Annotated in this window: 12 protein-coding genes; 10 read left to right on the top strand and 2 right to left on the bottom strand. The window is 44.4% G+C overall.

What is annotated here, in order from left to right; genetic code table 11:
* Positions 1-3 precede the first annotated feature (3 nt).
* On the top strand, positions 4-390 hold the full coding sequence (locus OO016_RS06645) for a DUF1573 domain-containing protein (protein WP_266011788.1): 387 nt from the start codon (positions 4-6) through the stop codon (positions 388-390).
* Between the two features lie 47 nt (positions 391-437).
* Here the strand turns inward: OO016_RS06645 and OO016_RS06640 are convergent, their stop codons facing one another.
* Positions 438-1,679: an aspartyl protease family protein gene (locus OO016_RS06640; protein ID WP_266011786.1), complete on the bottom strand. Its 1,242-nt coding sequence runs from the start codon at positions 1,677-1,679 to the stop codon at positions 438-440.
* 240 nt (positions 1,680-1,919) lie between these two features.
* Here OO016_RS06640 and OO016_RS06635 point away from each other — a divergent pair, with 240 nt between their 5' ends.
* The 8 genes from OO016_RS06635 (at position 1,920) to OO016_RS06600 (ending at position 10,076) form a co-directional block, all read left to right on the top strand.
* Positions 1,920-3,113, top strand: a complete 1,194-nt coding sequence (locus tag OO016_RS06635; protein ID WP_266011784.1) for a pyridoxal phosphate-dependent aminotransferase — start codon at positions 1,920-1,922, stop codon at positions 3,111-3,113.
* Positions 3,110-4,126 carry a UDP-N-acetylmuramate dehydrogenase gene (gene murB, locus OO016_RS06630; protein WP_266011782.1) on the top strand — a complete coding sequence of 339 codons (1,017 nt, stop codon included), beginning with the start codon at positions 3,110-3,112 and terminating at the stop codon, positions 4,124-4,126. The genes OO016_RS06635 and murB overlap by 4 nt, the downstream gene beginning before the upstream one ends.
* Before the next feature lie 265 nt (positions 4,127-4,391).
* Positions 4,392-4,958: an RNA polymerase sigma factor gene (locus tag OO016_RS06625; RefSeq protein WP_266011780.1), complete on the top strand. Its 567-nt coding sequence runs from the start codon at positions 4,392-4,394 to the stop codon at positions 4,956-4,958.
* Positions 4,955-5,713: an anti-sigma factor domain-containing protein gene (locus OO016_RS06620; RefSeq protein WP_266011778.1), complete on the top strand. Its 759-nt coding sequence runs from the start codon at positions 4,955-4,957 to the stop codon at positions 5,711-5,713. Before OO016_RS06625 ends, OO016_RS06620 begins: the two co-directional genes overlap by 4 nt.
* 75 nt (positions 5,714-5,788) lie before the next feature.
* Positions 5,789-5,989, top strand: a complete 201-nt coding sequence (locus tag OO016_RS06615) for a membrane or secreted protein (protein ID WP_266011776.1) — start codon at positions 5,789-5,791, stop codon at positions 5,987-5,989.
* A 40-nt stretch (positions 5,990-6,029) separates the two neighbouring features.
* Positions 6,030-6,599 carry an RNA polymerase sigma factor gene (locus OO016_RS06610; protein ID WP_266011775.1) on the top strand — a complete coding sequence of 190 codons (570 nt, stop codon included), beginning with the start codon at positions 6,030-6,032 and terminating at the stop codon, positions 6,597-6,599.
* Between the two features lie 78 nt (positions 6,600-6,677).
* Positions 6,678-7,553, top strand: coding sequence for a lipoyl synthase (gene lipA / locus OO016_RS06605; RefSeq protein ID WP_266011774.1), 876 nt, complete (start codon positions 6,678-6,680; stop codon positions 7,551-7,553).
* A 381-nt stretch (positions 7,554-7,934) separates the two neighbouring features.
* Positions 7,935-10,076: a tetratricopeptide repeat-containing hybrid sensor histidine kinase/response regulator gene (locus OO016_RS06600; protein WP_266011773.1), complete on the top strand. Its 2,142-nt coding sequence runs from the start codon at positions 7,935-7,937 to the stop codon at positions 10,074-10,076.
* Here OO016_RS06600 and lpxK read toward each other — a convergent pair.
* Positions 10,071-11,063: a tetraacyldisaccharide 4'-kinase gene (gene lpxK, locus OO016_RS06595; RefSeq protein WP_266011772.1), complete on the bottom strand. Its 993-nt coding sequence runs from the start codon at positions 11,061-11,063 to the stop codon at positions 10,071-10,073. The two genes, OO016_RS06600 and lpxK, sit on opposite strands and share 6 nt — an antisense overlap.
* Before the next feature lie 50 nt (positions 11,064-11,113).
* Between lpxK and OO016_RS06590 the strand changes: the two genes are divergently transcribed.
* The gene (locus OO016_RS06590) at positions 11,114-12,208 is read left to right on the top strand and encodes a Nif3-like dinuclear metal center hexameric protein (RefSeq protein ID WP_266011771.1); all 1,095 of its coding nucleotides are present in this window, start codon (positions 11,114-11,116) and stop codon (positions 12,206-12,208) included.
* The last annotated feature ends 2 nt before the right edge of the window (positions 12,209-12,210 follow it).

Genomic DNA, 12,210 nt, shown 5'->3' with positions numbered 1-12,210 from the left:
ACAATGAAAAATGTAATTATTGTACTATTTGCAGGCCTGCTTTCAATTGGTGTTTATGCTCAGGAAAAGACTGCAAAAATTGAGTTCAAGGCAGAAACCTTGGATTATGGAGTGATTGAAAAAGGCAGTGACGGTGTACGTGTTTTCGAGTTTACCAATACCGGAGACGCGCCCTTGATTATTACCAAAGTAAGTTCCAGCTGCGGATGTACTATCCCTAAAAAACCAGAAAAACCCATTTTACCTGGTGAGACAGGTGAAATTCAGGTAAAGTATGATACCAAGCGTGTTGGTCCTATTCGAAAGGCCATCACAGTTATTTCAAATGCAAGCACCCCTACAAAGGTTTTAAAGATCAAAGGGGAGGTAAAAGCAATTGATGGAAAATAATAAAGAGTAAAAAAATTGCTGAAAACCCGGCCAAGTGCCGGGTTTTTTTATTCGAACACGTCTTTAAGCACAAAACTGAATAATAGGTCGTTGTTCAGTCGTTCTATAAGTAGCTTAACCCGTTTTCCTTCTTTTCGATTTATCATATCCAGTACTTCCTGGAGTTTATAGCGATGTACTCTTTTGCCGTTTACCGCAAGAATAACATCACCCTCTTTTAATCCGGCTTGCTCCGCAGGGCTACCCTGACGGATAGCTGAAACTACTATTTCCGGTACAAGGCTTAATCTTGTGGTGTTCTGCATGAGGATCTGAACCGTACCAAAACTACTGTCTTCCTTCCTGACTACACCATTGGCATTAGCAATGCGTTCGGCTATATACCGCATACCGTTATGCTGCAATTCCAGTCCGCTCAGATTATACTGGAATGGAAGTTTAAAGTTAGCATTTTTGCGGAGCGTAACCTCCCGTCCGGGATAGTTAAATACGATATTGAATCTCCTCAAGACCTCCCCGCCAATGCTACCGTTTCGATCGCCCATATCCTCAGGGTTACCGAAAGACTCCATATTCGGAAATGCTGCCTTGGCATTTGAAAGTATGAAACTCCCAATGGTAAGTCGTTTTACCTTTGCCCTCCGGCCGAATATCTGTCCATTGAGCCCTTTTCCGAGGTAATCTTCATAGTTCTTCTGCGGTACTCCTAATCCCCTTTCCTCATCCTCAAACAGCCAGACAGCATCGCTACTACCTGTATCTACCAGCAATTTCACCGGTACATTAGCCTTCTCGGCTAGTTGTACCTCGCCCTTAACGAAGGCCTTGCTGCGGTGGATCCACAGGGGGATGGTTTCGTATTTACTGCCTTTTTTGGGTTTGTAATGCTGAGGGTCAATGAACTTGATAACCTTGGAACCATAGTTGATATCCACAACAAAGTCTTTGAAGAGATCATATCCTATTATCCCGTGGATCGGTATACCCAGAATGGGAGAAAAGTTCATTTCCTTGTCCAGCACTACATAGACCTCCTGATTGCCATTGTGTATGCCATTTACACGAAAGGAGTTACCATGCGAACTCAGGGCTTTGATAGGTGTACCTTCCCCCAAACCGTTAATGGTAATCTCAGCAACATTGTTGAGCTGCAGGGAATCCTGATCATAAAGATTGAACAAAATTGGCTTGCTCACTCCGGAATCCAGAATAAAAGTCAGTTCTGCCCCGTTGATCTCCATAGGTATGATCACGAGGTTATTGATCAGCTGAAAACGTACTTTCTCCATTTTTTGACCAGCGGGCAGCTCAAAATGCTGAGCACTTCCGTGTATTGGAAAAAATAAAAGCAGAAGCAGAAAAAGGTATAAAACGCGCAAAATCCTTATTATTAACTATTTGTCTTTTAAATTTAAGAAAAAGTTCAGTTAAAAGCTACTTTTTAACATTCCCTTAGTTTTCAAAGGGTCAGGGATTATATTGTAGAGTCCGACTTGTTTTCCGATTTTTGTGTAATAATTATTCAATCCATGCCATCCATTTCTAGAAAAGGGCAAAAAATGCCTGAATCTCCGATCCGCAAACTGGTACCTTATGCCGAAGCGGCTAAATCCAGGGGAGTACATGTATACCACCTGAACATCGGACAACCGGATATTAAAACACCCCAGGTTGCACTGGACGCGGTAAAAAACAACAACATAGAGGTACTGGCTTATAGCCGCACCGAAGGATCCGAGACCTACAGGAGCAAAATTGCTGCATATTTCCACAAACTGGGTATTGAATTGGATCCGGCAGAGATCCTGGTTACTACGGGTGGGTCTGAGGCCCTTTCATTCGCCATGGGATCTATAGCAGATTTTGGTGATGAAATAATCATCCCCGAACCCTTTTATGCCAACTACAATGGTTTTGCCACTGCAATGGGGGTAACTGTTGTACCCATTGTATCAAGGATCGAAGAAAATTTTGCACTTCCTCCTATTGAAGAGTTCGAAAAGCTGATCGGCCCGAAAACAAAGGCCATACTCATCTGCAACCCGGGCAATCCTACGGGATACCTGTACAGCGAAGAGGAAATAAAAAAACTGGCACAGCTAGTGCTCAGGCACGATATTTTTCTGATAGCGGATGAAGTTTACCGTGAATTTACCTACGATGGTAAATCCCACCATTCCATACTTCATTATAAGGAGATTGAGGAACAGGCCATGGTAGTAGACTCTGTATCCAAGCGATACAGCATGTGCGGGGCCCGTATAGGTTGCCTTATTTCAAGAAATGCGGAGGTCATTCAAACGGCGCTTAAATTTGCTCAGGCCAGGCTTTCCCCTCCAACCTATGCGCAAATTGCCAGTGAGGCCGCTCTGGAGACACCACAGTCTTATTTTGACGAGGTCAAAGAAGAATATGTTGCCAGAAGAAATCTTCTGATCAGGGAACTGGAGCAAATAGATGGGGTAAAAGTAGCCAGGCCGCAGGGTGCATTTTACTGCATAGCCGAACTACCCGTTGCAGATGCGGATCATTTTGCCCAGTGGCTGCTGGAATCTTTCAACCTTGAAAACGAGACGGTAATGGTAGCTCCGGCAGCTGGTTTTTATGCCTCAAAAGGACTAGGGAAAAATCAAATCCGGATTGCCTACGTTCTGGAAAAAGAGAGTTTAAAAAAAGCAGTTAATATTTTACGCGAGGGACTAAAGCAATACGGGAGCAGGTGATCATACAAGAGAACATTTCCCTTAAGAGCTACAACACTTTCGGGATCGAAGCCAAAGGACGGTATTTTATTGAAATTTCGAGCCTTGATGATTTAAGCAAAGCCCTTGAACTAAAGGGTTATCCTGAGATCTTTGTATTAAGCGGAGGGAGTAATATGCTTCTTACCCGGGATTTGGAACGGCTTGTACTATTTATTAACCTCAAGGGAATATCCGTAAGCGAAGAGAATGATTCGGAGATCGTTCTGCAGGTAATGGCGGGGGAAAACTGGCATGATCTTGTTTTATGGACCCTTGACAAAGGGTACGGCGGATTGCAAAATCTGGCCCTCATCCCCGGCAATACAGGTACCGCACCCATACAGAATATCGGTGCCTATGGAGTGGAACTGAAAGATGTTTTTGAAGGCTGTGAGGCAGTGGATATACGCACGGGTAAACGGCAATACTTTTCAAGAGAGCAGTGCCGGTTTGGATACAGGGATTCCTTTTTCAAGAGGGAGGGCAAGGGCAAATTTATTATCACCTCGGTAGACCTGCGTCTGAGCAAAAAAAACCATAAGATCAACATAGAATACGCTCCACTGAAGGCAGAGTTATCAAAAAAAGGAATTCAGACACCAGATATTGTGGATATCGCAGATGCCGTAATAGCGGTAAGAAGCAGTAAATTGCCCGATCCAGGGGAATTGGGGAACAGCGGAAGCTTTTTCAAAAACCCCGTCATCCACGAAGACCAATTCCAGATTATAAAGGACCGCTTTCCGGAGATTCCCTCTTATGATCTGGGTAACCATAACTACAAGATCCCTGCTGCATGGCTTATAGACCAGTGTGGTTTGAAAGGAAAGCGCTTTGGTGATGCCGGTGTACACAAAAATCAGGCGCTTGTCCTTGTTAACTACGGTAGTGCCAGTGGTACGGACATTTTGAATCTGGCGAGGCGTGTACAGTCTGAGGTAAAAGAAAAGTTTGGCATTTCGCTTGAACCGGAAGTAAACATTATCAGCTAGAATGGCCTTTTAAAACATCTCTCTCCGTTGCAGAGGATAATAGGTGGGTTATTCTCAATAATATAACCCCCGGAGATCACCAGGGGTTATACCAAACCAAACTAACCAAAAACTAAATATATAATTAGCAATTGTACGCTTATCGAATTATTCAACAGATCACACATATTGCAATCAATTTCATAATTTAGCGTTTACCCTATATACGAGAATTTACAGGCATTTGGATGCCAACCCGCAGGCCAGTGAACACCTTGCAACCCCTATGAGCACACTTCTTGAAAGACATATTGTTGAACTGCTGCAGGAACAAAACGAGAAGGCTATTTCTCTGTTGTATGAAAATTATGGCGATACCTTGTATGGGGTAGCCTTCAAGGTAGTGAAGAACGAAGAGCTGGCTCAGGACGTGCTTCAGGAAAGCTTTGTCAAGATCTGGAAAAAGGCTAACACCTATGATTCCAGCAAGGCCAAACTCTTTACCTGGCTCTTCCGGATTACCCGCAATACGGCAATCGACAAGCTCAGGAGCCTTAGCACCAAATCCGATAAAGAAATCCAAATAGACGTTTCTGACGTATATAATCTAGGTATTGAAAGCACACGGCCTGAATTTATGGACATCAGGCAGAACCTGGGTAAAATAGAGCCCAAGTATCAGATAGTCCTTGACGCCTTGTTTTTTCAGGGGATGACCCAGCAGGAAGCCAGCGAAGAACTGGACATTCCACTGGGAACCATAAAATCAAGGCTAAAAATCGGCCTGAGAGAACTCAGGAAGATCTATGGTAATGCGGTGCTTTACTTACCCTTGCTAATTGAGATTCTATGAAAGATAAAATACGCATATTCCTGGATACGGACCTGCTTGAAAAATACCTGCTGGGAACCACTACCCTGGAGGAATCGCATCAGGTTGAGCGATATATTGCCATGTATCCTGAAGTTAGAGAGACCTATAACGAACTGCAGGAGAATCTGGAGGCTTTCGCAAAAATGCACGCCCTAAAGACTCCTGAAGGCTTAAAGAACCGGATCCTTGAACGCATCAGGGCACAACAGACCGGGCGTCGCAGATTCCAGCGGTTTGCTGTTGCTGCCACTTTTGCGGCACTCCTTTTTGCTGGTTCATCTTATTTCTTCTACAACCAGAACCAGAACCTGCAGCAAGAGAATACCATCGTAAACAACAAGATTAAAACCCTTGAGGCAGATATGCGCAGCCAACTGGAAGATGTGCGCAACCAGTTTATTGTTCTGAATAATCCATCCACCCGGAAATTCATGGTAAATGGGAATAAAAAGGCCAGGGAACTGAAAGCCGTTGCCTATGTCAATCCGGTAAAGAAACTTTCTTACATCAATGTAAGAAACCTGCCGAACCTGCCTGAAGACCAGTGTTATCAGATGTGGGCAGAAGTGAACGGAGAAATGGTCAACCTTGGTGTAATCAAGGAGGTAATAGACAAGGACAAATTACTTGCCCTGCCCTATGCAGAAAACGCTGTAAGCTACATCACCATAGAGCCCAAAGGTGGAAACAGCACCCCTACGGTACAGAACATTGTGGCTAATATCAATTATTAACAACCCACTCTCAAAGTATTCTTAATGCCCCTATTTCGGGGCATTTATTTTGTATCTTTGACCCAAAGTTGATTCATGAAACTACTTTTGATTACTATTGGCCTCCTATGCCTTGCTTTTGCCGGGATTGCCATTAAGATCTGGTCAAAAAAAGACGGGAAGTTCGCTGGTACCTGCGCCAGTCAAAACCCCTTTCTGAATAAAGAAGGTGAAGCATGTGGGTATTGTGGCAAACTACCCAGTGAACAGGACTGCAAAAAAGAATTGCAGGCTTAAGTCAGGTACACTCCCGATTTTTTTATGTAAATCTGCCGGCTTGGATACTTCAGGAGAATCCCTACAAACGATTATTAAAAAGGCGAAGGAAGGAAACCAGATCGCTTTCAGCACTTTATTGGATACTTTCTGGAACGACGTTTACGGATTTCAACTGGTTAGAACCCAGAATGAAAACGATGCAGAGGATATCACAATACGAACATTTTCCAGGGCCTTTGACAAGATAGACACCTTCGACGAGTCTTACGAATTCAAAACCTGGCTGATCACAATTTCCAAAAACCTTCATGTAGATCTGCTGCGAAAACGCAAGAGGAATGTACTGGAACAGTCCGAGACCGGGAACTCGGAAGCACTCAGAAAGGTCCTGGATGCCGCTCCTACTGCAGAAGACCGCATCATTACGGAGCAAAACCTGGCTACCCTGCTACACCATATTAAACAATTGAAACCTCATTATCAGAAGGTTATCAATCTGCGTTATTTCAATGAAATGTCCTATGCGGCCATAGCCAAGGAATTGGGGGAACCCATCAATAATGTAAAGGTTAAACTATTGAGAGCCAAAAAACTCCTGGCTAACCAGATCCTGAACAAATCTGACTAACATATTATTGTGGTCCCTGTGGAGAATCATACCCTGCAGGACCAGCGAATTGTTCGTATATTTGCCCAAAAATTTTCTATGAGCTCAGAAACGCTAACTTCGGTACAGCCTCCCAAAGGCAAGCCCAAATGGCTAAGGGTAAAGTTACCCACAGGGAAAAAATACACCCAGCTCAGAGGCCTGGTAGATAAATACAACCTGCACACCATATGTACTTCAGGGAGCTGCCCGAACATGGGGGAATGCTGGGGTGAAGGCACGGCTACCTTTATGATCCTGGGCAACATATGCACGCGTTCCTGTGGCTTTTGCGGAGTTATGACCGGCAGGCCTGAACAGGTAGACTGGGCAGAACCCGAAAAAGTTGCCCGCTCCATTAAGATCATGGGCATCAAACACGCCGTAATCACTTCCGTAGACCGGGACGATCTGAAGGATATGGGCTCCATAATATGGGCAGAAACCGTCAAGGCTATCCGCCGCATGAATCCGGAAACCACCTTAGAAACCTTAATACCTGATTTTCAAGGCATTAATACACATTTAGATCGTATCGTAGCCGTGGCCCCGGAGGTAGTCTCTCATAATATGGAAACCGTAAAACGACTTACCAGGGAGGTAAGGATACAGGCCAAATACGAGCGAAGCCTTGAAGTTTTGCGCTACCTCAAGGAACAGGGGGTAAATCGGACCAAATCAGGTATCATGCTGGGGCTTGGGGAATTTGAGGAAGAAGTAATACAAACCATGCAGGATCTCAGAGAAGCCAATGTTGATGTGGTTACTATTGGCCAGTACCTGCAGCCCTCCAAACGCCACCTTCCGGTAAAAGAATTCATTACCCCGGAACAATTCGAAAAATACAGGGAAATAGGGCTTGAAATGGGCTTCAGGCATGTGGAAAGCGGAGCCCTCGTAAGATCATCCTACAAGGCTCACAAGCATATCCTATAAGGCAAAACCCCTTAAATATGAGGTTTTACCTTATTCATTATGAAGGCATTACATCGAAAAAAATTAGGAGATTCCGAAATAAATAATACATTTGGAAGAATCACCAAATTTTGAACTTAGAACATGCTTTTGTACGATTTATCTCATCGAATTGCTATTGTTGAACAATAGTTGCGATTCCCAAACGTTTCTTTCTATACAAACTGTGTAATATCCCTCAGGTTTACAGGCTTTTGCCAGGGCCTGATACGGATAGGCCGGGCAGAATACATGTGAAGAGTTCGCTAACACGATTATTATTTGACATTAAGCGGGTTACATAAAAAATTAGGGGCATTTTTAATTCTACTTTGTTTTAGCCTCACCGTTTTTCCCCAGGATATGGAAACCACCAACCCGGGGATAATTTCCTATTTTGAAGAATACCGGAAGTATCACCACCAGGACCAGTTAGACGAGGCTTTAAAATCCCTGGATGTCGCCGCTGACCTTTCAGAGCAAAATGAAGATGAAAAATCTCTGATCAATTGCTACCACCATTTTGCCCTCCTTTACCTGGATATGGGGAGGTTAGACGATGCCATCTTCTACCTGGAAAACAAGGCCAAGGTCATGCTGGGACAACTGGCTTATCCTCGTGGTGAAGCACTCCAGAAATACGTGGAGGCCAGGTTGCTTTTTGCACAGGATTATCCCTACAGGGCAGATTATATGCTGGATGAAGCAAGAAAGGAATCCAATGACCGAAACCTGCTCAATAACATTGTGCTGCTCAAAGCAGAAATTTACAGCAGCCTTGATAAAGTGGAAACGGCGACCGTCAATTTTAATTCCCTTGTGGTAAATGAAGATGAATATGAAAAAGAATACCTGCAGGCAAGAGCCTACCTCGGACTGGCCAAGCTCTTCGAAAAGCAGGAAGAGCATGAGGAAAGTGTAAAGAACGGCGAAAGTGCTTTAGCCATAGCTGAAGCCAATGGCTTTTCCAAACTGTACCTGGAAGCCAACAAACTCCTTGAAGAAGGTTATGAGAAACTTGGTCAATATGATCGTGCCCTTGTTTACAGCCGGAATTTGCTCAACCTGAGGGATTCTGTGTTTACCCTGGCCAAGACTGTGGAAGAAGCCAAGATCAGCAACCGCCTTCAACTAGAGTACATGGGTGAGGAGATCAACAGGCAGACAGAACAGATAGACCAGCTCAATGAATCCAGGAACCGTTCCGAGCTGACAGCGATCCTTACCTCGGCCTTTTTAACTATTATTTCCCTGCTGGCTGTTTCCTTATATCGAAACAACCAGATCAAATTGAAAACCAACGACCTGTTACAGACCAAAAACCGGGAGCTTCAGAATGCCCGGGATGCGGCAGTACAGGCCATGGAAGCTAAAACCAATTTCCTTTCCACGGTAAGCCATGAGCTAAGAACCCCGCTTTATGCCGTTACAGGACTCACCCATTTGTTGCTGGAAGAAAACCCCAGCAAAAGCCAGATGGAGCATTTGAAGGCCCTTAAATTCTCGGGGGATTACCTGTTGAATTTCATCAATGACATCCTCCAGATCAATAAGATAGATGCCGATAAGCTCGAGCCCATGAGCGTTGAAATCAATCTAAGGAAGGTCATTACAGACGTAATCAATTCCCTGCAGCAGAGCGCTAAAGAGAACAAGACACAGATCATTCTGGATTACGATGAGAATATCCCTAACCACCTGATGAGCGATCCGTTAAAACTATCGCAGATCGTTATGAACCTGGTGGGGAATGCCCTTAAGTTTACCAAAAAGGGAGAGGTACATGTAATTGCCAAACTTGTCAAAAAGATAGAGGAAGATGTAACCCTGTATTTTGAAGTTAAGGATACCGGTATTGGTATCTCCAAAGAGCAGCAGCAGACCATTTTCGACAGCTTTGAACAAGGCTCTATCCAGATCAACCGTGAGTACGGCGGTACAGGCCTTGGGCTTACTATAGTAAAGAGCCTCCTCGGCCTCTTCGGCAGTGAAATCCAACTGCAAAGTGAAGAAGGCAAGGGAAGCTCCTTCTTTTTTGAGTTGAATCTCAGATGCAAGGATGGTGTGGTAGATGATATTCCATTTGAACCAACCGAAAAAGAATACCAGTTTGAAGGCTTGCATCTGCTCCTGGTAGAGGACAATAAGATCAACCAGGTCATCACTAAAAAGATGCTCGGGAAGAAAGAAATCAGTTGCGACATTGCCGATAATGGAAATATGGCCGTTGACCTTGCCAGGGAAAATTCGTATGACGGTATCCTGATGGATATACACATGCCCGGCATAAGTGGTGTGGAAGCTACTATTGAGATTCGCAAGTTTGATCCGGATACACCCATTATTGCGCTTACCGCTATTTCCCTGGACGACAGCCTGGAAGCGTTCTATGCTGCAGGTTGTAACGACGTGGTTACCAAACCTTTCAAACCCGAGGTATTCTACCAGAAAATAGGTGAAAACATCCTTGAGGAAAGGGAAAAAGCAGACAAATCCGTCTTATAATTTCTTCAGCGACTTCAGCAACCTACTTGCGTCTGAACCCAGAAATTTATGAGAAACTTCCAGGTAATAAACCTGCTCAAGTTCTCCTTTCAAACGCATATAATCCTTCTCGGTGGTAAGGATCAGATCTCGGTTTTTGAGTTTGGCAATATCCGCTTTTGAAAAGTTATGGTGATCGGTGAAAGAAAGGTGGTCAAAATCCAGCTTCATACCCCTGAGAAAATCCACCATTGGTGCGGGATCTGCTATACCTGTAACCAGAGTAAAGGGCCTATTCGTAAGTTCCTCCAAGTCAAGCACCCTGTCCTGTCCTCCCAATGTAGTTTCATATTTCAGGCAGGAAAACAAAACCATCTGCCCGCGCCTGGGCTTTAACAGGGCAATAATATGGCTCTGCTCGGCCTCCCCCAGGTCCGGTGGACATTTGGTCACTACAATAACATCTGCCCGTGTGGCTTGTTTTCGATGATCTCTTAAATTGCCAGTAGGCAGGTACCAATCATTGGCATACAATTTACCATATGCCGTGAGCAGAATAGCATATTTAGGCACCACCTTCCTGTGCTGAAACCCATCGTCAAGAATAATGAGCTCCGGAAGGTAATTCTGTTCCAGTTCCTGTATTCCGCTAGCCCTATCTGCATCAACGGCAACGGTTATTTCCGGGAATTTCTGTGCGATCTGCAAGGGTTCATCGCCGGAATCGATGGCGCTATCTCCGGGTTTAACCAATCTGAACCCCTTGCTTTGCCTCTTATAACCCCTGCTCAGAACGGCAATTTTGTAAGAGTCAGATAATCGCCTGATAAGCCATTCCGTCATTGGGGTCTTTCCCGTTCCCCCCACACTCAGATTTCCTATGCATACTACGGGTGTAAGGAATGATTGTGATCTAAACCACCCTTTATCATAACATATGTTCCTGACATATACCACAAGGGCATATAGCAGGGAAAACGGATATGCTAATTTTCTCAGGAGTTGCATCGCAACGAAAATATAATATTTTATCTTTGGTAACCTTACTATTCTAGTAAATGATCATTAAGGAAATTATTGAAGTTCTTGAGTCTTTTGCTCCCCTTGAATACGCAGAAGATTTTGACAATGTTGGTCTTCTTGTAGGAGACCCTGGCAAAGAACTAAGCGGGGTACTGATTGCGTTGGATACCCTCGAAGCTGTGGTTGATGAAGCTATTTCGACCGATTGCAACTTAATTGTGAGTTTCCACCCTATTATTTTTGGAGGACTTAAAAAGCTTACCGGCAGAAACTATGTGGAACGTGTAGTAATTAAGGCCATTCAGAACAACATTGCTATTTACAGTATGCACACCGCCCTGGACAACCATTTCGATGGGGTAAATGCGCGCATATGTGAAGTCCTGGGACTGCAAAACAGGCAGGTATTGATCCCCAGAAAAGGTAGTTTGAAGAAGCTAACCACCTATGTTCCATTAAAGGATGCCGAAGCCCTAAGGATGTCGCTGTTCAATGCTGGTGCGGGGCACGTGGGCAACTACAGCCATTGCAGTTTTTCCAGCAGTGGCACAGGGAGTTTTAAGGGTGAATCAGATTCCAATCCAACCCTGGGCGAACGCGGCAAGTTGCACGAGGAGGAAGAAATACAATTGCATATCACCTATACCCGGGATCTTGAACAAAAAGTGCTCAAAGCCCTTTTTGACAGCCATCCTTATGAAGAGGTGGCTTATGAGGTAATTACCCTGGACAACACCTATCAGCGAATTGGTATGGGCATGGTTGGGGAACTCAATTCCCCCATGGAGGAAAAAGAGTTTTTGCAATTTGTGAAGGAACGCATGAATTGCGGAGGCATCAGACACTCGGAACTCCTTGGAAAAGAGGTTAGAAAAGTGGCCGTGCTCGGAGGCAGCGGAGCATTCGCCATAGATGCTGCCAAAGCAGCCAAGGCCGATTTTTTACTTACAGGCGATATAAAATACCATCAGTTTTACCAGGCAGAAGGGAAGATGGTGGTGGCCGATATCGGACACTATGAAAGTGAACAGTTTACAAAAAACCTGCTAGCTGAATATCTTACGAAAAAAATTCCTAATTTTGCAGTCCGTTTATCGGAAATAAACACCAATCCCATCAAGTATTTTTAGTT

It is taken from the genome of Lentiprolixibacter aurantiacus (assembly GCF_026241225.1).
GTDB classification, from domain to species: Bacteria; Bacteroidota; Bacteroidia; order Flavobacteriales; family Flavobacteriaceae; genus Lentiprolixibacter; species Lentiprolixibacter aurantiacus.
The sequence above is the reverse complement of the archived record's forward strand: the minus strand, read 5'-3'. Positions and strand labels throughout refer to the sequence as shown.

Coding starts and splice junctions, on each gene's coding strand:
- OO016_RS06645 (WP_266011788.1), top strand. CDS start 4: ATGAAAAATGTAATTATTGTACTATTTGCAGGCCTGCTTTCAATTGGT.
- OO016_RS06640 (WP_266011786.1), bottom strand. CDS start 1,679: ATGGAGAAAGTACGTTTTCAGCTGATCAATAACCTCGTGATCATACCT.
- OO016_RS06635 (WP_266011784.1), top strand. CDS start 1,920: ATGCCATCCATTTCTAGAAAAGGGCAAAAAATGCCTGAATCTCCGATC.
- OO016_RS06625 (WP_266011780.1), top strand. CDS start 4,392: ATGAGCACACTTCTTGAAAGACATATTGTTGAACTGCTGCAGGAACAA.
- OO016_RS06620 (WP_266011778.1), top strand. CDS start 4,955: ATGAAAGATAAAATACGCATATTCCTGGATACGGACCTGCTTGAAAAA.
- OO016_RS06615 (WP_266011776.1), top strand. CDS start 5,789: ATGAAACTACTTTTGATTACTATTGGCCTCCTATGCCTTGCTTTTGCC.
- lipA (WP_266011774.1), top strand. CDS start 6,678: ATGAGCTCAGAAACGCTAACTTCGGTACAGCCTCCCAAAGGCAAGCCC.
- OO016_RS06600 (WP_266011773.1), top strand. CDS start 7,935: ATGGAAACCACCAACCCGGGGATAATTTCCTATTTTGAAGAATACCGG.
- lpxK (WP_266011772.1), bottom strand. CDS start 11,063: ATGCAACTCCTGAGAAAATTAGCATATCCGTTTTCCCTGCTATATGCC.
- OO016_RS06590 (WP_266011771.1), top strand. CDS start 11,114: ATGATCATTAAGGAAATTATTGAAGTTCTTGAGTCTTTTGCTCCCCTT.